Consider the following 20,110-nt stretch of genomic DNA (forward strand, 5'->3'; position numbering starts at 1 on the left):
GTGCAAATGCTGCGCATTCCGCCATATCGCGTCGAGAACTACCTTTCTGCCGGGACTTTTTAGACGTCACCAGAAATGGAGCTCATGTTGCAGCCAATCATCGAAAATCCGGGCAAAGCCGGCCACACAAAATCAGCATCCTCGACCCGCTGGGCGCTCGCCAGCCTCTCGCTTTCCATGCTGATGCCGTCGCTCGGCACCAGCATTGCCAATATCGCTCTGCCGACACTTGCACAGGCATTCGGCGCCTCCTTCCAGCAGGCGCAATGGATCGTGCTTGCCTATCTGCTCGCTATCACCACGCTGATCGTCAGCGTCGGGCGCCTGGGCGACATTTTCGGCCGGCGGCGCCTGCTGCTGATCGGAATCAGCCTCTTCACCCTCGCCTCCCTTTTCTGCGGCATCGCTCCGACGCTTTCCCTCCTGCTTGCCGCCAGAGCTTTTCAGGGCCTAGGCGCAGCAATGATGATGGCGCTCACTGTCGCGATGGTCGGCGAAACCGTTCCCAAGGAGAGGACCGGCAGCGCCATGGGCCTGCTCGGCACCATGTCTGCGATCGGCACCACGCTCGGCCCGTCGCTCGGCGGCATCCTGATCGCCGGCTTCGGCTGGAAGACCATCTTCCTGATCAACGTGCCGCTCGGCATTGTAAACGTCCTGCTCGCCGCGCGCTTCCTGTCGGCGGATCGTCCGAACGAAAAAACCACGCAGGGGCGGCCGGATGCGATCGGCACCCTGCTGCTGGCGCTGACGCTTGCCGCCTATGCGCTGGCAATGACCATAGGGCGCGGCAGCTTCGGCGGGGTAAATATCGGCCTCCTGCTGGCCACGGCTTTCGGAACGGCACTGTTCCTGCTTTCGCAAGCCAAGGTGAAATCGCCGCTGCTGCGCCTTTCCATGTTCCGCGATTCGACGCTGACGGCGGGCCTTGCCATGAGCACATTGGTTTCGACCGTGATGATGGCGACGCTGGTGGTCGGCCCCTTCTACCTCTCTTCCGCACTCGGTTTCGACGCGGCTGAAGTCGGCGCCATCATGTCGGCGGGTCCGCTGGTGGCGGCATTGATGGGCGTGCCGGCAGGCCGCATCGTCGACCGTTTCGGCACTCACCGCATGACGATCGCAGGCCTCGCCGGCATGATAGCCGGCCTCTTCCTGCTCTCGGCCATGCAAGGTAGGTTCGGAGCGGCCGGTTACATCGGGCCGATCGCCGTCGTCACGGCAAACTACGCGCTGTTTCAGGCGGCCAATAACACCATGGTCATGACTGATATCCAATCCGAGCAGCGCGGCGTCATATCGGGTATGCTGAACCTGTCGCGAAATCTCGGCCTGATCACCGGCGCATCCGTCATGGGCGCAGTCTTCACGCTGGCCTCGGGAACCACGGACATTACCACCGCAGCGCCGCAGGCGGTGGCAAGCGGAATGCAGATCACCTTTGCGGTGGCCGCTCTGCTAATCGTCGGGGCATCGGCAATCGCACTCACCGGTTTTGCCTGCGCGAAGCGAGCGTCTTTTTCAGAAGAAGCGCTATGATCCGCTTATAGCGAAAAGGCCGGACGCAAATGCTTCCGGCCCTCCAGAGTTCGATTTCTGAAATCAAAAGCTCGCCGTCAGCGGATCCGGACCGATGCGACCGCCAGCCGAATCGAGCTTGGCGATCTCGGCCAGATCGTCGCCATCGAGCTTGAAATCGAAAACCCTGAGGTTTTCCTCGATGCGGCTCGGGGTCACCGACTTCGGGATGACGATCAGGCCGTTGTCGATATGCCAGCGGATGATGACCTGCGCCGGCGTGCGGCCGTGCTTGGCGGCGACCTTGCCGATAACGGCATTGGTGAGAAGCTTGCCCTGGCCGAGCGGGCTCCAGGATTCCGTCTTGATGCCGAGCTTGTCGTGCACCTCGCGAAGCGCCTTCTGCTGGAAGGTCGGGTGCAGCTCGATCTGATTGAGCACAGGTGTCACGCCGGTTTCGCCGATGATGCGGTCAAGATGCTCCTTGGCGAAGTTGGAAACGCCGATCGACCGCGCGCGGCCTTCTTCCTTGAGACGGACGAAAGCCTTCCAGGTATCGAGATAGCGGTTGCGATGCGGTGACGGCCAGTGGATGAGGTATAGATCGACGTAATCAGTGCCGAGGCGCTTCAGGCTTTGGTCGAAGGCCTTCAGCGTGGAATCGAAGCCCTGCTCCTCGTTCCAGAGTTTGGTTGTGAGATAGATGTCCTTGCGGGCGACGCCAGACTGGCGCATGCCTTCGCCGACGCCATCCTCGTTGGCATAAATGGCCGCCGTATCGACATGGCGGTAGCCGGCTTTCAGCGCTGTGCTGACCGCCATCGGCGCGACGTTTTCCGGCGTCTGCCAGACGCCGAGGCCGACCTGCGGAATGGAATTGCCGTCATTGAAAGTGATTGTCGGTTGCGTGGTCACGATAAGTCTCCAAAGGATGAGAGAGGGTGGAGTGAAGGCGTGATTTTAAATTCGAAATGAAAGGACCGGGCCAAGCCCTGCGCGGGCGCGCCGGTAAAAGCCCATATGGTCGAGGATGTTGGAATTCTAACCCCGGGCCGCCGCTCAGACAACCCGGATAGTCGTTCCCTTGCGCAACAGCGGAAGGATGCGCTGCATGTCGCGAAGACTGATCGCAACGCATCCTGCCGTCGGCTCGTAGCCCGGCCTGATCAGATGGAAGAAGATCGCCGAGCCGCAATGACGCCGGCGCGAAGTCACGTTCCAGTCGAGCACGAGACATATGTCATAGAGACCGTCGCTCCGCCGCATTTCCTCGTGGCCCGGCTTGAAGGGAGCCTTCACCAGCCTGTTGTAGTTGGCATTGTCAGGCTGATCGCACCAGAGCATGTCCTTGCGGATACGCCGCATCGGCAGGCTCGTCTTGAGAAAGCGGACGTGATCGCCGCGCGTGAAGCCATAAAGCAGCTTCATGCAGGCGATCGGCGTCGCGCCGTCCCCTTCCCGCTTCAAGATGCTGCGCCCCGATCTGCCGATTGCCGCCGGCATGACAAGTGATCCGATCTGCACCAGCGCTCGGGTCCTCTTGCCCGGCGCGGGGCGCACGACGATGGTGGAAGCGGTCCGCCTGGCCGCCGCCCTTGTCTTTTCCATTTTCCTCACATGTTTTTGCTTTGCGTGTGATTTCATTTGAAATCATAGCAGTTTCAGTCAAACGACCAAGCCTGAGCCGCGTCGCGACTTGCCAAAAATGCAATTTGGCGTAGGACTTAGGTGGGATTAGAACGAGGATCCGAACGGCATGACCGCACGCACCATTCTCCTGGTGGACGATGATAACGACCTTCGCGAGATGCTGGTCGAGCAATTGTCGCTTTACGAGGAATTCAACGTCCTGCAGGAAGCCACCGCCGGAAAGGGCGTGCAGACCGCGCGCACCGTGCCTGTCGATCTCCTCATCATGGATGTCGGGCTGCCTGACATGGACGGCCGCGAAGCGGTGAAACTGCTGCGCAAGAACGGCTTCAAGGCGCCGATCATCATGTTGACGGGCCATGACACTGATTCCGACACCATCCTCGGCCTGGAAGCCGGCGCGAATGATTACGTGACCAAGCCTTTCCGCTTCGCCGTGCTGCTCGCCCGCATCCGCGCGCAATTGCGCCAGCACGAGCAGAGCGAAGATGCGACCTTCACTGTAGGACGCTACCTCTTCAAGCCGAGCCAGAAGCTGCTCACCACGGAAGACGGGCAGAAGATCCGGCTCACGGAAAAGGAAGCCGCCATCATCCGGTATCTCTATCGGGCCGACCAGAAGGTCGTGACCCGCGATATCCTTCTCGAAGAAGTCTGGGGCTATAATTCCGGCGTCACCACCCATACGCTCGAAACCCACGTCTACCGCCTCCGCCAGAAAATCGAGCGCGACCCTTCCAATGCCGAGATCCTGGTGACGGAAAACGGCGGTTACAAGATCATTCCATAGGCGATCGATGGCGCTGAACGACGATATCCGACTGCTGTCGCAACTGCCGCTGTTTCACGGCATGGGCGATGAGCCGCTGCGGCTGATCGCTTTCGGCGCCGACCGCCGCCATGTGAATGAGGGCCAGACGCTGTTCCGGGAAAAATCGCCGGCCGAATGCGCCTATGTCATCACGCGAGGCAGTTTCGAGCTCAGCATCATCGATGCCGACGGCCAGAAACAGGTGGAAGCGATAGTCCAGGCAGGCACCATGCTTTCGGAACTGGCGATGGTGACCTTGGTGGAGCGGAAATACACGGCTGTTGCCGCCGAGGAATCCGACGTGATCCGCATCACGCGTGCCCTCTTCCACCGGCTGATCGAGGAATATCCCGACGCCGGCCTGCTGATCCAGAACCGCATCCGCGAAAACTTCGCAACACTTGCGCGGCAAGCGGCCGCATTGCTCGGCCGCTTTTCTTGAAAAACTCGCCCCACTCAGAGATTGAAATGCGCCGTCACGGGCACATGGTCGGACGGACGATCCCAGCCGCGCGCCGCCTTGAGGATATCGATCCGCTGCAGGAGCGGGCCGAGATCGGAGGATGACCAGATGTGGTCGAGGCGGCGGCCGCGATCGGCAGCCTCCCAATCCTTGGCGCGGTAGCTCCACCACGTATAGAGCTTTTCGTTTTCCGGCACGTGCTGGCGCATGAGATCGAGCCAGGCGCCGCGCTTCATCACCTCGATCAGCCCGTCGGTTTCCACTGGCGTATGGCTGACGATCTTCAGCAGCTGCTTATGCGACCAGACGTCATGCTCCAGCGGCGCGATATTGAGATCGCCGACGAGGATCGCGGAGGTATTCTGTTCGGCATTGGCATGCAGCCGCTTCATTTCCTCGATGAAATCGAGCTTGTGGCCGAACTTCGGATTGATGGTCCGATCCGGCTCGTCGCCACCGGCCGGGACGTAGAAATTATGCAGGCGCACGCGCCGGCCGCCACGCTCGAAGATCGCCGAGATATGCCTGCTGTCACCGACATTGCAATAATCCTGCCGATGATCCTCGCTCAACGGGATGCGCGAGGCGATCGCGACGCCATGATAGCCCTTCTGGCCGTGGACGATGATGTGTTCATAGCCGAGGGCGCGTAAGGGAGCATAGGGGAAAAGCTCGTTCGGAACCTTGGTTTCCTGCAGGCAGAGGATGTCGGGCCGGGCCTGCATGACGAACTGCTCGACGATGGGCATGCGCAGCCGCACCGAGTTGATGTTCCACGTCGCAATCGACAATCCCATGCCCGAACCTTTCCCCAAGAACAATTCCAGGAAAAGTGCGCAGCGGTTTTCCGTCCGGAATTGCGTCAAAACAGACAGCCGGAACAGCCGGGCGATTCGGTGAAACGCTAGGCCCTCCAGTCAGGTCTAAGGCTTTAGACCGGCCGCCACGGAAAGGAAAGCGCCATTCGGCACTTACCCTGCGGCCGAATGTGGAGAGGGCGATCAGCGGGTATAATCGATGCGGAAAACACTGTCGTCGAAGGCGACATTGGTCTTCACATTGTTGATGATGACGTCGGTCGTCTTGCCCTGCGGATCGATCACGGTCCATTGGCGCAGATCGTAGCTCTTCGAATCGAAAATCATCGTGATGGTGGAATCACCGAAGACGGTACGGTTGCCGAGCGTGATCTTGGTGAGATCCGGTTTGGAATCGACATCGCGCACCATATCGGCGGAAAGGTCGATCTTATTGGCCAGCAGCAGGCTCAGCGGCGTCTTCGACAGCTGATACATGTTTCTGGTTTGCGTCTGGTCGTTGATGACCTGCACGTTATTGCCATCGCAGATGACGCGCATGCGGGACGGCGGATCGTAGTTGAAACGCATCTTGCCGGGGCGCTGGATGAAAAAAGAGCCGCTCATCTGATCGCCGCGCGGGCCGATCTGCAGGAAACCGCCCTTCATCGTCTTGATGGACGAGAAGTGATCGGCAATGGCCTGGGCGATACCGGGATTGAGGGCGGCTGTCGCCGGCTGTGCCTGTGTTTGCGCCTGCGCCTGTGCAAAAGCCGAAACCGGCAGCGTGCCCGCCGCGCCGACCGCGACCACGACGCCGAGGAAATGCCGGCGGGTCAGGGAAAGTCGGCTGGACGGCTGCGCATCAAACTTGGTCATCGAATTCTCCTTCATGCTTTGTCCATGGCGCGCAAAATCGGCGTCTTCATGGCGCGGCGGCCCATGTGCGGTTGTTGGGCCACAATCAAATTTTCCTGAGCATAGCCCGGATATGCGACGCGGAAAGGGCCTGCGGCCCTCAGCGATCCAGAATATCGGCTTTAGTGGGAACGAGAATCTCGCGCTTGCCGGCATGATTGGCCGGGCCGATCACGCCCTCCTCCTCCATCCGCTCGATAAGCGAGGCGGCACGGTTGTAGCCGATGCCGAGACGGCGCTGGATGTATGAGGTCGAAGCCTTGCCGTCGTTGAGAACAATCGCGACCGCCTGATCGTAGGGGTCTTCCGAATCGGCAAGATTGGATGTGCCCGCCGGACCATGGCCGTCATCGTCATCCTCGTCGTCATCGGCAGTGATCGCATCGAGATATTGCGGTGCGCCCTGCGTCTTCAGATAGGCGACGATATCTTCCACCTCGCCATCGGAGACGAAGGGGCCGTGGACGCGCTGGATGCGTCCGCCGCCGGCCATGTAGAGCATGTCGCCCATGCCGAGCAGCTGTTCCGCTCCCTGTTCGCCGAGAATGGTGCGGCTGTCGATCTTCGAGGTCACCTGGAAGGAAATGCGGGTCGGGAAGTTCGCCTTGATCGTGCCGGTGATGACGTCGACGGAGGGACGCTGCGTCGCCATGATGACGTGGATGCCGGCGGCACGCGCCATCTGCGCCAAGCGCTGCACCGCGCCTTCGATATCCTTGCCGGCGACCATCATCAGATCGGCCATCTCGTCGATGATGACGACGATATAGGGCATCGGCTTCAGGTCGAATTCTTCCGTCTCATAGATCGCCTCGCCGGTTTGGCGGTCGAAGCCGGTCTGCACCGTGCGGCTGATCGCCTCGCCCTTGGCGACGGCCTGCTCGACGCGGCTGTTGAAGCCGTCGATGTTGCGCACGCCGATCTTCGACATCTTCTTATAGCGCTCTTCCATCTCGCGGACGGTCCATTTGAGCGCGACGACAGCCTTCTTGGGGTCGGTGACGACAGGCGACAGGAGGTGCGGGATACCGTCATAGACGGAGAGTTCGAGCATCTTGGGATCGATCATGATCAGGCGGCATTGCTCGGGCGTCATGCGGTAGAGCAGCGACAGGATCATGGTATTGATGGCAACGGATTTACCCGAGCCGGTGGTGCCGGCAACAAGCAGATGCGGCATCTTGGCGAGATCGGCAATCACGGGCTCGCCGCCGATCGTCTTGCCGAGCGACATGGCAAGCTTGGCCTTGGAGGTCTCGAAATCGCGGCTGGCGATGAGCTCGCGCAGATAGACCGTCTCGCGCGTCGAATTCGGCAGCTCGATGCCGATCGCATTGCGACCGGGAACGACGGCGACGCGGGCGGCGATCGCGCTCATCGAGCGGGCGATATCGTCGGCAAGGCCGATGACGCGAGACGACTTGATGCCGGGCGCCGGCTCCAGCTCGTAAAGTGTTACGACGGGGCCGGGACGGACATGGATAATTTCGCCTTTGACGCCGAAATCCTCCAGCACCCCTTCGAGCATGCGGGCATTCTGCTCCAGCGCATCGGCGGAGAGCGTCGCATCGCGGGCGACCGCCTTCGGCTCGGCGAGCAGATGGACGGCCGGAAGCTGGAAGCCATAGGGGCGGATGAAGGAGGTCTGTGCCTCGCGCTCGGCCCGCGCGCCGGGCTTCGGGCGCGGCGCGGCCGGCGTGACGCGGTGGCCGGCAGCAGCTCCCCTCGGTGAGGCCGGGGTCAACGGCCAGTCCTCGTCATCGTCATCGGGCAGGATGCCGGCCGGACGCGGCGGATCACGATCATAGATCGAATCATCGTCCTCATCCTCATCATCGCCGAGGCTGATCGACGGCGCGGATACGACCCGGCGTGCTGCTGGACCATCCATGGACGGCTCAAGGCGATCGCCGCGGGCAACCGGCGCCTTGGCGCGCACGGGTTCGTTCAGGGTGCCGAATTCGTCGTCGTTGAAATCATAAGGCGCATCGAAGGCGTGGTCGCGACGCTTGCGCGGACCCATGCCGAACAGACGGCGAAGGCGGGCCTGGGCATTGTACCATGCATGCATGACGGCACCGAAGGCGAGGAAATTGCCAAGGAAACCGCCGCGGTCGTCATCCTCGTCTTCATCGCCCACCCGGCGGGCGCGGCTGCGCGTTTCTTCGTAATCCTCGTCGCCCTCCTCATCCTCGACCAGGCTTTCGCCGATCACGCCGGAGGCAAAGAGCATGAGCCAGATGGCCGGAATGGCGAGAAGCGAGCCGATGATGGTGGCGACGACGCCGCTCGGATAGGTGCCGATGAACAAGGCGGGAAAGCGCAGGAGAAGGTCGCCGACCACGCCGCCGATGCCGTTCGGGATCGGCCAGGTCGGCGGCGCCGGAAAGCAGGCGATGGAGCCGGCCGCAACAATGCAGCCGCCGAACCAGGCGCCGAGCCGCGAGGGTACGCGATGAAGCTTGCGATTGGAAATCAAAGCGAAGGCCCAGGCGACGATCGGCAGCAGCGCCAGCACCGAGGCAAGGCCGAGCGACTGCATCATGATGTCGGCAAAGGCAGCACCAGGAAAACCGAGAAGATTGGTCGGCGCATTGGCCGTTGCGTAGGAATAGCTGGGATCCATGACGTTCCACGTCGCCAGCGCTGCCACGGCGAGCGCCAACAGGAACAGCAATGCGAAGCCCGTCAGGCCCTTGACTTGACGCCAAACGACACTCGATAGCGATAAACGGTCTGGCCGACCGCTCAACGCCGCCGAATTGCTTCTGCCCATGATATCCAGCCCCGTTCCTTGTCGATAGCGCAAGCGAATCGGTCTATGCCCACTCGCCGGCAGGTTAGCCCTACCTAATCAGAGGAGGGTTAATGGCATGTTAACCATGCGCCGCAGCCCCACGAATCGCCGATTTTACAGCCCGCTCAGTTGTACAAACAAAAAGGGCCCGAACCGGGGTTCGGGCCAAAAGCGGCCTATTTGCAATGAAACAGGTCGCGACGGGACGTTCAGCGATGCCGGAGGTCTTGCCCCGGCATCGCAAGCTCCAATCAGGAATTGTGGTATGCGGCTTCGCCGTGGGAGGCGAGGTCGAGACCTTCGCGCTCGGCTTCCGGAGCAACCCGCAGGCCGATGATGACGTCGACGACCTTGTAGAGGATGGCGGAGCCGATGCCGCACCACAGGATGGTGGTGACGACGGCGGTCAGCTGCACGACGACCTGGCTGCTCATGGTGACGCCTTCGGCATAGCCGACACCGCCGAGCGAGGCGCTGGCGAAGATGCCGGTTGCAATGGCGCCAAAGATACCGCCGATGCAGTGTACGCCGAAGACGTCGGCCGTATCGTCGTAGCCGAACTTGTTCTTCACGACCGAGACGAAGAAGTAGCACAGCGGCGAAACAATGAGGCCCATGACGATCGCGCCCATCGGGCCGGCGATACCGGCGGCAGGCGTGATGGCGACGAGACCGGCGACCATGCCCGAGGCGCCGCCGAGCATGGAAGCCTTGCCGCGGGTGAAGGTTTCAACCAGCGACCAGGAGATGATGGCGGCTGCCGTTGCGATGAAGGTGTTGACGGTTGCGAGCATTGCGCCGCCGGATGCTTCAAGGTTCGAACCGGCATTAAAGCCGAACCAGCCAACCCAGAGCATGGATGCGCCGACCATGGTCAGCGTCATGGAATGCGGAGCCATCATGTCCTTGCCGAAACCGACGCGCTTGCCGACGAGAATGGCGCCGACGATGCCCGCGACACCGGCATTGATGTGAACGACGGTACCGCCAGCGAAGTCGAGAGCGCCCATCTTGAAGAGCATGCCGTTGGAATCCCAGACCATGTGAGCGATCGGGAAGTAGACGAAGGTCGCCCACAGCGCGCAGAAGAGCACGGCCGCGCCGAACTTGATGCGCTCGGCAAAGGCGCCGATGATCAGGGCCGGCGTGATGGCGGCAAAGGTCATCTGGAACAGCATGAAGATGAATTCAGGGATGACCACGCCCTTGGAGAAGGTTGCAGCCGTCGTCGAGGTCGAAACGCCCGAGAGGAACATCTTGGCCGTGCCGCCCCAATAGGGGCTGGTGCCGCCGCCGAAGGCGAAAGAATAGCCGTAGAGAACCCAGAGGATCATCACGACCGCGCCGATCATCGTGCACTGCATCAGAACCGAGAGCATGTTCTTGGCGCGGACGAGACCGCCGTAGAACAGCGCAAGACCCGGCACGAGCATGAAGAGCACGAGAATGGTGGAGATGAACATGAAGGCGGTATCGCCCTTGTCCGGAACCGGAGCTGCAGCGGTCGCAGCGGCGGCGGCCGGCGCGGCCTCCTGCGCGAGAGCGATCGCCGGCGCAAGCAGCGCCGCAGAAAGCGCGCCCACCCGTGCAAAGGTGGAGGAAAGCTTGGAAAATGACATGCAAATAACTCCCTGATCGGCCGTGTCTTACAGCGCTTCTGAATCGGTTTCGCCAGTACGGATGCGCACGGCATGGTCAATGGAATAGACAAAGATCTTGCCGTCGCCGATCTGGCCGGTCTTGGCGGCAGACGCGATTGCCTCGACGGCCTTGTCGACGATTTCGGATGCGACTGCGACTTCGATCTTCAGCTTCGGCAGGAAGCTGACGGCATATTCGGTGCCGCGATAGATTTCAGTGTGCCCCTTCTGGCGCCCGTAGCCCTTCACTTCGGTCACAGTCAGGCCCTGGATGCCGACAGCCGTGAGGGCCTCACGGACCTCATCGAGCTTGAACGGCTTGATAATGGCCATCACAATTTTCATCTGGTTTCCCATCCTTTGTTTACCCTCGGCACGGAGCCGACTCTCCTTGCCGCCGACGAGTGTTTCTGCAGCGACTGGCCATACACATTCAAAGGACGTGCCAGATTCGTGACACATTTATAACTTATTGAAATTTAAAGGATTTATCGCACAAAGCCAATAAAGCGGCAATTTATGCCGCGCGGGTTGCGCAAATAAAGTGCAAATTTATAAATTTGCACTTTATTTAATCATTTGCCTTTTTACGAATCAGGCCTTCCTGCGCCACGGACGCAATCAGAACACCGGATCGCGTAAACAGACTGCCGCGGGTAAAGCCGCGCGCGCCGGATGCGCTGGGGCTTTCCTGGCTGTAGAGCAGCCAGTCATCGAGCTGGAACGGACGATGGAACCACATGGCGTGGTCGAGGCTCGCCACCTGGACGTTCGGGTCGAGAACCGACGTGCCATGCGCATTCAGGGAGACATCGAGCAGCGTCATGTCGGAGAGATAGGCGAGCACGGCGTTCCGGTAGAGCCGGTCGTCGGGAACAGGCCCGGTCAGACGGATCCAGATATTCTGCCGCTGGCTTGGCTGCGCGCGCGAGAAATAGCTCTCGATCGAGACGGGCCGAATCTCGATCGCCCGCTTGCGCTCCCAGTAGCGGCGCACATTCTCGGGCGCATGCGCGAGATAGCGCTGTTTCACCTGCTCCTCGTCCATCAGCTCCTCCGGCATCGGCACGTCAGGCATGCCGCCCTGATGATCGAAGCCGGGCTCATCGACCTGGAAGGATGCGGTCAGCGCAAAGATCGCCTTACCATGTTGGACGGCTAGCACGCGCCGCGTATTGAAGCTCGAACCATCGCGCAGGCGGTCGACCTGATAGAGGATCGGAACGGAAGGGTCGCCCGGCAGCATGAAATAGGCATGCAGCGAATGCGCGAAGCGATCGCCATCCACGGTCCTCTGCGCCGCCATCAGCGCCTGGCCGATGACCTGCCCGCCGAAAACGCGCTGCCAGCCGACCTGCGGGCTGTTGCCGCGAAACAGGTTCATCTCGATCGTTTCCAGATCGAGCGTCGCAAGCACGGTTTCCATCGGGGTGGGCTTCTCGGTCTCTCGCGACATTTTGCTTGAACTCCAATGGTAGGAACCACGAACGGGATGTTCTATATAGAGCAGGAAGTGACAGTAAGACACGGGGAAGCGTTATGTTGGACATGCTGGTAGTGGGTGGCGGATATGTAGGTCTTGCCGCAGCGGTCGCAGTCAAGCAGGCAGCGCCACACCTCGAGGTCATGATCGTGGAAGCGGCCCCCGAAACCGCCTGGAAGAAGGATATGCGGGCCTCGGCGATCATCGCGGCTGCCTCGAAGATGCTTGAAGTCCTCGGCGTCTGGAACGAGATCGCGCCGGAGGCCGAGCCGATCACCCGCATGATCGTCACCGATTCGCGCACCAGCGACCCGGTCCGCCCGGTCTTCCTCACCTTCGACAGCGAAGTCGCCGAAGGCCAGCCCTTCGCCCATATGGTGCCGAACCTGACCATGGTCGGGGCGCTCCGCGGCGCCTGCGAGCGTCTCGGCATCACGATCAAGCATGGGCTCAGCGCCACCGGCTTCGTCACAGACGATGCCAAGACCACCCTCACCCTCTCGGATGGCAGCACGCTGGAAACGCGGCTCCTGGTCGCCTGTGACGGCGTGCGCTCCAAGCTGCGCGACATGGCTGGCATCAAGACGGTCAATTGGGAGTACGGCCAGTCCGGCATCGTCGTCACCGTTGAGCATGAGCGGCCGCATGGCGGCTGCGCCGAGGAGCATTTCCTTCCCTCCGGCCCCTTCGCCATCCTGCCGCTGAAGAACAACCGCTCCTCGCTCGTCTGGACGGAGCGCACCTCCGACGCCGAGCGGCTGGTCGCCTCCGACGACCTGCTCTTCGAAGAGGAACTGGAGCGCCGCTTCGGCCATAAGCTCGGTGCGCTGCGCGCGGTCGGCGAGCGCCGCGCCTTCCCGCTCGGCCTGACGCTTGCCCGCGCCTTCGTCGCGCCGCGCTTCGCGCTGGCGGGCGACGCCGCCCACGGCATCCATCCGATCTCCGGCCAGGGACTCAATCTTGGTTTCAAGGATGTGGCGGCCCTGGCCGAAACCATCGTCGAGGCCGACCGTCTCGGCCTCGATATCGGCTCGATCAATATCCTCGAGCGCTACCAGACCTGGCGTCGCTTCGACACCTTCCGCATGGGGGTGACAACCGACGTGCTGAACCGGCTGTTCTCCAACGATATCTCGCCGCTTCGCATCGCCCGCGACTTCGGGCTAGGGATCGTCGACCGCCTGCCGAACCTCAAATCCTTCTTCATCGGCCAGGCGGCTGGCACCACGGCAAAGCACAATCCGCGGCTGCTGGCTGGCGAGGCGATTTGAGCGCGGGAAATTGGAAGGGGTGTAATTCGTCGCAGATGTCTGCCAAGGGGCGGGCATCAGACGGCCCCGTTTCAGCGTACATCTGCGATTAGCGGCCGCTCCGCAGTCGACCTACAGTGAACAACGTGTTGGTAGAAGTCGCTGCGGCGTACGGCCAATTATGGCTGCGGTCAGTAAGTTTCTCCATCCCTCCTCCGCAACAGCAATAAAAAAACGCAAATGCCTCAGTTCCACCGGGGTCCTCGCTATACCTTTAGGGCATAGCTCGAACGTACAAGGTATTTGTCCCTGATAAAAGGGAGATTTAGTGTCCAAAATTGGGGTATGATCAAACGCGCCTCACCGGAGGTATTTCCCAAGTAACTGTGTCCAATCGAAGAAGGAGCGACCGATGCCTACAATTACTACCGCGGACGGCGTAAACATCTTCTACAAGGACTGGGGCTCGGGCCAGCCGATCGTTTTCAGCCACGGCTGGCCGCTGTCGGCGGACGACTGGGACGCCCAGATGACCTTCTTCCTTCGCCACGGCTACCGGGTGATCGCCCACGACCGGCGCGGCCATGGCCGGTCCGACCAGCCCGCCACCGGCAACGACATGGACCACTGGGTTGCCGACCTCGCGGCCCTGACCGAGCACCTCAACCTACGCGACGCAATCCACATCGGCCACTCCACAGGTGGCGGTGAGGTAGCTCGCTATGTCGCGCGCCACCCAGAGCGTGTCGCGAAGGCGGTACTGGTCGCTTCCCTGACGCCGAACATGTACCGGAGCGAGGAAAACCCGTCCGGTCAGTCGCCGGAGTGGTTCGAGGTGATCCGCGCGGGCGTGCTGGGCAACCGGTCGGAATTCTACCGTTTCGTCCCTGAGAACCCGTTCTACGGCTACAACCTCGATGGGGCGAACCCTTCGGAGGCGATCATTGCGAACTGGTGGCGCCAAGGCATGGCCGGCGGTGCCCTCGCTCATTACGCAACCGTCGACTCTTGGCTGGAGGATTATACCGAAGACCTCAAGAAAATCACCGTGCCGGTGCTGGTAATGCATGGCGAGGCCGATCAAGTCGTCCCGTTTGCAAGTTCCGTGCCGCGTGCGGTCGACCTGCTCGAGAACGGGTCGCTGAAAACCTATCCGGGCTACCCCCATGGTATGTTGACCACGCATGCGGATGTCCTCAACCCCGACCTGCTCTCGTTCATCAAGTCTTAACCACATCGACCGGACCGCGGGCGTCACCCAGCGTCGGCCGGACGATCTGTCACCCGGCAGTGCCGGGTGACACCTGTTGGTGCTGGTCCGTGGAGCGTTCCCGGAGGGTGCTCCGATAGTGACAATTTGCTTGGTGCGTAGTGAAAGACGCAATTTGTCGCGCTTAAATTTTTCGTTGCGGTGGCCGATTACTCCACCGGCCGAAATGGCTCGGCGTCTCGGCTTCAACATCTAGGAATTAAGAGCGGGGGATGTCCGTCCATTTAATGTCGGAAGTACCACCAGCTTTCGAAGTGCTTATTATAGGTTCGTTTTTCGGCTTCTCGCCTTTAGGTAACTTTAGGCTGGCGTTGCTGTCGTCTTTGAGTTTTATGGTGCTCAGCTCGATGGCAGCTTTTAGGACACTGACCATAGTGTTTGAACGGCCGACATGGTGAAGGCGCAAAGCTGCCATTCCATTGATCCCTGAGAGGAACGGCCGGCCTCTAATCCACAATCCCGAAAGAAATAGACCTCAATCCTCGATTCGTCTTGCTTCCGAGATCAGCATGATCGGAATGCCGTCGCGGATCGGATAGGCGAGGCGTCCCGTTTCCGAGACCAGTTCGTTCTTTTCCCGGTCATAGCTCAACCGCCCCTTGGTGAGCGGGCAGACGAGCAGGTCGAGCAGTTTCGGATCCACCTTGCTGACCGTGACATCCATCGGCAGGCTCCTATTGCATCATGGAATCGGTGTCGCCGGCGCCGGCCAGCACGATCTTGACGATGGCGATGAAGGTTTCGGCGCGGGTCTTCAGATCAGGCGCCTCCAGAAGAGCCTGCTTCTCGGCCGGATCGAAGGGCGCCATGATCGACAGCGAATTGACCAGCATCATGTTGTCGGCACGCTCAACGCTTTCCCAATCCGCTTCGAGCTTGTTGGCCTCTAGATAGGCGCGGAAAGCCGAAAGCAGCGCCGCGCGATCGACCGTGCCTTCCTCATGATGGGACTTGAGGTCGGAGATGAAGGGCGTGATGCGGAATGTGCGATAGGGCTGATGTCCGGTGATTTCATCCATCAGCCGGAAGCGGCATATGCCGGTCAGCGCGGCGATGTAGCGCCCGTCTCCGGTCTCGGCGATGGACGTGATGCGCCCGAGACAACCGACATGCGAGAGATTGGTGGATTCGGCCGGTTCGGAAAGAGCGGGCTGCACGATGCCGATCAGCCTGTTGCCGGCGATGGCGTCATCGAACATGGCAAGATAGCGCGGCTCGAAGACATTGAGGGGAAGCTGCGCACCTGGCAGCAAAAGCGCGCCGGAAAGCGGAAATATAGCCACCGATTCAGGTAGATCGCCCGGCTTCAAATATCTGGCATTACCGACTTGCATCTCTTCCATCCCGCTAGATCACTGCGCTGCCGGCCGCAGTGGGCCGCACAGGAACGACACACTCGCGGTCGCGCCATCCCGCGCCGCGTTATCAGACAATGTGGGCTCATCTGCCGAAAACACAAGGACATTCTAGCCGCCGTGCGACCGGCTGCGTCTCCCGGTCGCCTTCGTCTAACAAACGACCGCGCGAAAGGTTTCGCGCGACCGTCCTCGCGCGACCGTCGCGGCCATCAGGAGAAAAGGATCGAAGACAGCTTACGGCGAGCCGCGATCGTGGCCGCATCCTTCGGCCCCCACACTTCGAAAAACTCCAGGAGCTGGCGGCGTGCGCCATCATCATCGTAGCTGCGGTCCTTACGCATGACGGTCAGAAGGTGATCGGCCGCCTCTTCCCGCTTGCCTTCGACATTGCGGATCTTGGCGAGCTTGATGCGCTGCTCATGATTGTCGGGATTGGCGGCCAGTTCTCGCTCGATCGCAACGGGATCGCCGAGCTTGCGGGCCTCGTCGATCTGGTCGAGCTTCTTGACCACGGCCAGGATGCCGGCATCGTTGGCGAGCGTTTCCGGCAGGTCGGCAAGCGCCTCGCGGGCGCGCTGGCTCTGGCCGGCGGCGATCATGCATTCCGCCATGCCGGCGAGCGCTTTGGCATTTTCGGGGTCGGCCTGCAGCACCGCACCGAAGAGTTCGGCAGCGCCATTGACGTCACCGGCGGCCAGCAGACCACTTGCCTCTTCGAGAACGGCGGCAATTTCAGCCGCCTGATCGTCCGCACCGCCGGCAGGACCGCCGAGACGATCGATGAACTGGCGGACCTGGCTCTCGGGAACCGCACCCATGAAGCCATCGGCCGGGCGGCCATCGACAAAGGCGATGACGGCCGGGATCGACTGGATGCCGAGCTGGCCGGCGATCGACGGATGGTCGTCGATGTTCATTTTGACCAGCTTGACGCGGCCCTGGGCTTCCGTGACCACCTTTTCGAGAACCGGCGTCAGCTGCTTGCACGGGCCGCACCACGGCGCCCAGAAATCGACCAGCACCGGCTGCTTGCGCGACTCTTCGATAACATCCTTGGCGAAGTTGGCAGTCGTCGTATCCTTGATCGGCGAGGCGGTGCCCGCAGCCGGCGCGCCGCCGTAGGATGCCGTGGCCGACATCTGTCCGCCGAAGGAAGCGTTGTAGGGATTGTTCGAACCGCTCATGAGTGTCTCCCGCCTGCCGGCATCCTTGATTTTATGAGGAGCATGATTTCCAAACGAACCTATGAAATTCGTCTGGCAGCACGCCGAATGAAATGTTCAAAGCACGCGGACAGCTCGAAGAGAAACCGCCTGCCATATCTTAGCGCTAAAATCGTACGTTAGCTCGTGACTTTCAAGACTAGCGGCGCATGACCCGTCGCCTCCATGAAGCGCAGGAGGTCGCCGCTGCCGATCGATGTCGTCGCATCGTTCGACAGCGGATGGCAATTGACGATGTCATGCGCCATCAGATCGGCATCGAGGACGAAGGTGACATTCTTGCCCGCGTCGTTGATCGCTCCGAAAGCAGTGACCGAACCGGGAATGACGCCGAGATATTCCATCAGCTTTTCCGGCTTGCCGAAGGAGACCTTGCTCGCTGCACCGATCAGCGTGTGCACGGTCTTCAGATCGACGGTCGCGTTTTCCTCGACGGTCAGCAGGAAGAAATTGTCCTTCTTGTCCTTCACGAACAGGTTCTTCGTATGGCCGCCGGGAATCTCGTCGCGCAGCGACACCGATTCGGCAACGGTGAAGACGGGAGCGTGGTCCTTGGTCGTATGGGCAATGCCGAGCCCATCCAGGAATCGGAAAAGATCGTCGCGGGTTTTCGGTCTGGTCTCGGTCATGACGTCTCGCAATCGAAAATGGTTCGCCCCTGATACGTCGCCCACAATTTCATTGCAATCTTCGAGACGACAAAGCCCGGCGTTTCCGGGGTTTCCGCCAATCGCGGCAAGGGTATTGAAATTTTTCTTCGCGAACTCGTCATTTCCCTGTTGCATTTGAAAAATGGTTAGGCCATATAGCGCCCGTCGCCGCAAGACGACGCCCAGCGGTCCAACACACTACCCCGGATCGCGACGGGAATGAGCGGGTGTAGCTCAGGGGTAGAGCACAACCTTGCCAAGGTTGGGGTCGAGGGTTCGAATCCCTTCGCCCGCTCCAGTTTTCCAAATTTTTCTCCGATGAGATGAAGTCACGGCGTATGCCGAGGCTGGTATTTTGCCGAAAAGGCAAGTTTCCTTATTTCCGTTTCCTTCCCTTGTATCTATGCCTTGCCCACGCGCCCAGGGTCTCAAATCAGTCCCATTTGACGTGCAGGTCTGCGCGTCGGATAGACGGACGGAACGCGGTATTGCTCGCATGAAAACAAAGATTTCCCTGCCGATTGCGATGCTGTCGCTTCTGCCGGTTCCCGCATTGGCCCATCCGCACATCTTCATCGACGCCAAATTCGAGGTCGTCTCGGCGCCCGACGGCTCCATCAGCGAATTGCGCAATGTCTGGAGCTTCGACGAGGTCTTCACCTCCTCCGTGCTCATGGACTACGGCAAGGGAGACAACCAGTCGCTGACGCCGGGCGAGCTGAAGGCCGTGGGCAAGACGGTCCGGGATTCCCTGGCGCAATACGGTTACTACACGAACGTCACCAGCAACGGCAAACCGGTGCCGATGGCCAAGCCGGATACGATAGAGGCGAATTACAAGGACGGCTCCCTGACCCTGACCTTTTCGCTGAAGCCGGAGCAGAAGACCTTCCTCAAGGGAACGACGATCTTCGGGATTTACGACAAGACGCTCTATACAGCGGTCGATTTCGCCACCGATAACGATTTGAGCACATCGGGACCGGCCTTTGGCCGCTGCAAGCGCAAGGTGATCAGGCCTAATCCCAAGGAAGTCATGGCGGAGAATCAGGCCGCTCTGACAAGTATGTTCTTCAGCGATCCGAAGGGCACGGATTATTCGCTGCTCGTGGCGACGCGGCTGGAGGTCGATTGCTGATTCCGTGCTGGGCGCGCCCGAATCGACGCCGTCCTTCACTGTCCTTCACTCTGGCGGCGGAGCGTCGTTTCGCACACCCTCATCGTTTCGCGAGGGCGATATATAGCGCCGGGCGATGATCCAGCAGCCGAGCGCCCAGGTCGCGCCGGCGCACCAGCCACCGAGAACGTCGGTCGGATAATGCACGCCGAGATAGACCCGGCTCGCGCCGATCATCAATGTCAGCAGGATGCCGCCCGCGACGGTGAAGACGCGCGTCGAGCGATAGGTGCGCGTGCTTGAGATCAGCGCGGCGAGGGTGAGATAGGTCACCGCCGAAACCATCGCATGGCCGCTCGGAAAACTCAGATCCTGCACCTCGACCAGATGCGGCACGATATCGGGCCGAGGCCGTGCGACGCCGATCTTCAAGGCCGTGCTCAATGCCCATCCGCCAAGCACCGAAACGAGGATGAAAATGGCGATCGCCCGCTGGCGGTCCAGCAGCAGGTAGATCGTCACCAAAGCGGTCATCAGCGCGAGCACGGTTGTGCCGCCGAGGCTCGTGATGTCTCTGACGGCATGGGTCAGCCATCCCGGCCCGAGCGGCACGGAGAGGCTCGCAGGCTGGCGAAGCGCCAGCAATATCGCCTCGTCGAACCCCCTCGTGCTTCCTTCGAGAACCTCGCCCGTCAGATAGATGAACAGGAGAATTCCGCCCGAAAGGGCAGCGAACATAAACAGCAGGAAAGGCTCGTAGCGGTTCAACCATCCAGGGATACCCGACGTGTCAATCGGCCGATTCTTCATGCGCTGAAACCTGCCTGTCGTGCGTTCACATCGCCTCTTTCACTGATCGAAGCGGAAAATGAGATAAAGCCTATCTAGGGATAAATTCGCCGCTTCCAACCGTGGTGAGAGCGACCGTCGTGCGTTTGGCGCGCCAAGCGCTTCAGGTTCATGACATGTTTTTCATCTATTCCAGAGCGTATTTCTCGCTCACGCAGCAGCGGGTCGAAGGCGCACTGCACCACGCTTGCACAAGCGGTGCAAGAGCCCTCGGGCCGTAAGCTGAGCGCAATAATTACTCGTTAATTTTCTGCTGTTTTCGGAAGCTTGAGCTATGCTAGTAATACGGCAAAGGCGATCAGAGATCGGGTGTTAT

At 60.7% G+C, this 20,110-nt stretch carries 19 protein-coding genes and 1 tRNA gene; 7 read left to right on the top strand and 13 right to left on the bottom strand.

Features of this window, described 5'->3' with window-relative positions; all coding sequences use genetic code 11:
• Nucleotides 1-84 precede the first annotated feature (84 nt).
• Nucleotides 85-1,539, top strand: coding sequence for an MFS transporter (locus tag FHT84_RS07310; RefSeq protein WP_112341432.1), 1,455 nt, complete (start codon nt 85-87; stop codon nt 1,537-1,539).
• A 63-nt stretch (nt 1,540-1,602) separates the two neighbouring features.
• On the opposite strand, the gene FHT84_RS07315 is transcribed toward FHT84_RS07310, so the two are convergent.
• The gene (locus tag FHT84_RS07315; RefSeq protein ID WP_112341433.1) at nt 1,603-2,433 is read right to left on the bottom strand and encodes an aldo/keto reductase; all 831 of its coding nucleotides are present in this window, start codon (nt 2,431-2,433) and stop codon (nt 1,603-1,605) included.
• A gap of 144 nt (nt 2,434-2,577) precedes the next feature.
• The gene (locus FHT84_RS07320; RefSeq protein WP_145645003.1) at nt 2,578-3,126 is read right to left on the bottom strand and encodes a L,D-transpeptidase; all 549 of its coding nucleotides are present in this window, start codon (nt 3,124-3,126) and stop codon (nt 2,578-2,580) included.
• Between the two features lie 148 nt (nt 3,127-3,274).
• Here FHT84_RS07320 and FHT84_RS07325 point away from each other — a divergent pair, with 148 nt between their 5' ends.
• Together FHT84_RS07325 and FHT84_RS07330 are read left to right on the top strand one after the other, a co-directional pair.
• The gene (locus FHT84_RS07325; RefSeq protein WP_092717256.1) at nt 3,275-3,958 is read left to right on the top strand and encodes a response regulator transcription factor; all 684 of its coding nucleotides are present in this window, start codon (nt 3,275-3,277) and stop codon (nt 3,956-3,958) included.
• A 7-nt stretch (nt 3,959-3,965) separates the two neighbouring features.
• Nucleotides 3,966-4,421, top strand: coding sequence for a cyclic nucleotide-binding domain-containing protein (locus tag FHT84_RS07330; RefSeq protein ID WP_112341435.1), 456 nt, complete (start codon nt 3,966-3,968; stop codon nt 4,419-4,421).
• Nucleotides 4,422-4,435: 14 nt separating this feature from the next.
• On the opposite strand, the gene FHT84_RS07335 is transcribed toward FHT84_RS07330, so the two are convergent.
• The 6 genes from FHT84_RS07335 to tesB form a co-directional block, all read right to left on the bottom strand.
• Nucleotides 4,436-5,239, bottom strand: coding sequence for an exodeoxyribonuclease III (locus FHT84_RS07335; protein WP_112341436.1), 804 nt, complete (start codon nt 5,237-5,239; stop codon nt 4,436-4,438).
• Nucleotides 5,240-5,443: 204 nt separating this feature from the next.
• Nucleotides 5,444-6,118, bottom strand: coding sequence for an outer membrane lipoprotein carrier protein LolA (locus tag FHT84_RS07340; protein ID WP_112341722.1), 675 nt, complete (start codon nt 6,116-6,118; stop codon nt 5,444-5,446).
• 139 nt (nt 6,119-6,257) lie between these two features.
• Nucleotides 6,258-8,933: a DNA translocase FtsK gene (locus tag FHT84_RS07345; RefSeq protein ID WP_112341437.1), complete on the bottom strand. Its 2,676-nt coding sequence runs from the start codon at nt 8,931-8,933 to the stop codon at nt 6,258-6,260.
• Nucleotides 8,934-9,205: 272 nt separating this feature from the next.
• Complete coding sequence (locus tag FHT84_RS07350; protein WP_112341438.1) at nt 9,206-10,573, bottom strand: ammonium transporter; 1,368 nt, start codon at nt 10,571-10,573, stop codon at nt 9,206-9,208.
• 27 nt (nt 10,574-10,600) lie between these two features.
• Entirely contained in the window at nt 10,601-10,951 is a 351-nt protein-coding gene (locus tag FHT84_RS07355; RefSeq protein ID WP_034509110.1) for a P-II family nitrogen regulator, read from the bottom strand.
• A 214-nt stretch (nt 10,952-11,165) separates the two neighbouring features.
• Nucleotides 11,166-12,050, bottom strand: coding sequence for an acyl-CoA thioesterase II (gene tesB / locus FHT84_RS07360; protein ID WP_162736950.1), 885 nt, complete (start codon nt 12,048-12,050; stop codon nt 11,166-11,168).
• Nucleotides 12,051-12,133: 83 nt separating this feature from the next.
• Between tesB and FHT84_RS07365 the strand changes: the two genes are divergently transcribed.
• Nucleotides 12,134-13,348 carry a ubiquinone biosynthesis hydroxylase gene (locus FHT84_RS07365; protein WP_112341439.1) on the top strand — a complete coding sequence of 405 codons (1,215 nt, stop codon included), beginning with the start codon at nt 12,134-12,136 and terminating at the stop codon, nt 13,346-13,348.
• Nucleotides 13,349-13,739: 391 nt separating this feature from the next.
• Nucleotides 13,740-14,558, top strand: a complete 819-nt coding sequence (locus tag FHT84_RS07370; protein ID WP_112341440.1) for an alpha/beta hydrolase — start codon at nt 13,740-13,742, stop codon at nt 14,556-14,558.
• A gap of 514 nt (nt 14,559-15,072) precedes the next feature.
• On the opposite strand, the gene FHT84_RS07375 is transcribed toward FHT84_RS07370, so the two are convergent.
• From FHT84_RS07375 to FHT84_RS07390, 4 genes are all read right to left on the bottom strand, one after another.
• Nucleotides 15,073-15,261, bottom strand: a complete 189-nt coding sequence (locus FHT84_RS07375; protein WP_112341442.1) for a Trm112 family protein — start codon at nt 15,259-15,261, stop codon at nt 15,073-15,075.
• 10 nt (nt 15,262-15,271) lie between these two features.
• On the bottom strand, nt 15,272-15,931 hold the full coding sequence (locus FHT84_RS07380; protein ID WP_112341443.1) for an LON peptidase substrate-binding domain-containing protein: 660 nt from the start codon (nt 15,929-15,931) through the stop codon (nt 15,272-15,274).
• 233 nt (nt 15,932-16,164) lie between these two features.
• Complete coding sequence (gene trxA / locus FHT84_RS07385; protein ID WP_112341444.1) at nt 16,165-17,139, bottom strand: thioredoxin; 975 nt, start codon at nt 17,137-17,139, stop codon at nt 16,165-16,167.
• Nucleotides 17,140-17,297: 158 nt separating this feature from the next.
• Nucleotides 17,298-17,807: a prolyl-tRNA synthetase associated domain-containing protein gene (locus FHT84_RS07390; protein ID WP_112341724.1), complete on the bottom strand. Its 510-nt coding sequence runs from the start codon at nt 17,805-17,807 to the stop codon at nt 17,298-17,300.
• Between the two features lie 244 nt (nt 17,808-18,051).
• Here FHT84_RS07390 and FHT84_RS07395 point away from each other — a divergent pair.
• A tRNA-Gly gene (locus FHT84_RS07395) sits at nt 18,052-18,126 on the top strand.
• Between the two features lie 198 nt (nt 18,127-18,324).
• A complete protein-coding gene (locus FHT84_RS07400; protein ID WP_112341445.1) occupies nt 18,325-18,966 on the top strand; it encodes a DUF1007 family protein in 642 nt (213 codons plus the stop codon).
• A gap of 45 nt (nt 18,967-19,011) precedes the next feature.
• On the opposite strand, the gene FHT84_RS07405 is transcribed toward FHT84_RS07400, so the two are convergent.
• A complete protein-coding gene (locus tag FHT84_RS07405; RefSeq protein WP_112341446.1) occupies nt 19,012-19,755 on the bottom strand; it encodes a phosphatase PAP2 family protein in 744 nt (247 codons plus the stop codon).
• Between the last annotated feature and the right edge of the window lie 355 nt (nt 19,756-20,110).

It is taken from the genome of Rhizobium sp. BK289 (assembly GCF_014193575.1).
Classification (GTDB): domain Bacteria; phylum Pseudomonadota; class Alphaproteobacteria; order Rhizobiales; family Rhizobiaceae; genus Rhizobium; species Rhizobium tropici_C.

What these genes read in the sequence shown, in the direction of transcription:
- FHT84_RS07310 (WP_112341432.1), top strand. Translation starts at nt 85, where the DNA reads ATGTTGCAGCCAATCATCGAAAATCCGGGCAAAGCCGGCCACACAAAA.
- FHT84_RS07320 (WP_145645003.1), bottom strand. Translation starts at nt 3,126, where the DNA reads ATGGAAAAGACAAGGGCGGCGGCCAGGCGGACCGCTTCCACCATCGTC.
- FHT84_RS07325 (WP_092717256.1), top strand. Translation starts at nt 3,275, where the DNA reads ATGACCGCACGCACCATTCTCCTGGTGGACGATGATAACGACCTTCGC.
- FHT84_RS07330 (WP_112341435.1), top strand. Translation starts at nt 3,966, where the DNA reads ATGGCGCTGAACGACGATATCCGACTGCTGTCGCAACTGCCGCTGTTT.
- FHT84_RS07335 (WP_112341436.1), bottom strand. Translation starts at nt 5,239, where the DNA reads ATGGGATTGTCGATTGCGACGTGGAACATCAACTCGGTGCGGCTGCGC.
- FHT84_RS07340 (WP_112341722.1), bottom strand. Translation starts at nt 6,118, where the DNA reads ATGACCAAGTTTGATGCGCAGCCGTCCAGCCGACTTTCCCTGACCCGC.
- FHT84_RS07345 (WP_112341437.1), bottom strand. Translation starts at nt 8,933, where the DNA reads ATGGGCAGAAGCAATTCGGCGGCGTTGAGCGGTCGGCCAGACCGTTTA.
- FHT84_RS07350 (WP_112341438.1), bottom strand. Translation starts at nt 10,573, where the DNA reads ATGTCATTTTCCAAGCTTTCCTCCACCTTTGCACGGGTGGGCGCGCTT.
- FHT84_RS07355 (WP_034509110.1), bottom strand. Translation starts at nt 10,951, where the DNA reads ATGGGAAACCAGATGAAAATTGTGATGGCCATTATCAAGCCGTTCAAG.
- tesB (WP_162736950.1), bottom strand. Translation starts at nt 12,050, where the DNA reads ATGTCGCGAGAGACCGAGAAGCCCACCCCGATGGAAACCGTGCTTGCG.
- FHT84_RS07365 (WP_112341439.1), top strand. Translation starts at nt 12,134, where the DNA reads ATGTTGGACATGCTGGTAGTGGGTGGCGGATATGTAGGTCTTGCCGCA.
- FHT84_RS07370 (WP_112341440.1), top strand. Translation starts at nt 13,740, where the DNA reads ATGCCTACAATTACTACCGCGGACGGCGTAAACATCTTCTACAAGGAC.
- FHT84_RS07375 (WP_112341442.1), bottom strand. Translation starts at nt 15,261, where the DNA reads ATGGATGTCACGGTCAGCAAGGTGGATCCGAAACTGCTCGACCTGCTC.
- FHT84_RS07380 (WP_112341443.1), bottom strand. Translation starts at nt 15,931, where the DNA reads ATGCAAGTCGGTAATGCCAGATATTTGAAGCCGGGCGATCTACCTGAA.
- trxA (WP_112341444.1), bottom strand. Translation starts at nt 17,139, where the DNA reads ATGAGCGGTTCGAACAATCCCTACAACGCTTCCTTCGGCGGACAGATG.
- FHT84_RS07390 (WP_112341724.1), bottom strand. Translation starts at nt 17,807, where the DNA reads ATGACCGAGACCAGACCGAAAACCCGCGACGATCTTTTCCGATTCCTG.
- FHT84_RS07400 (WP_112341445.1), top strand. Translation starts at nt 18,325, where the DNA reads ATGAAAACAAAGATTTCCCTGCCGATTGCGATGCTGTCGCTTCTGCCG.
- FHT84_RS07405 (WP_112341446.1), bottom strand. Translation starts at nt 19,755, where the DNA reads ATGAAGAATCGGCCGATTGACACGTCGGGTATCCCTGGATGGTTGAAC.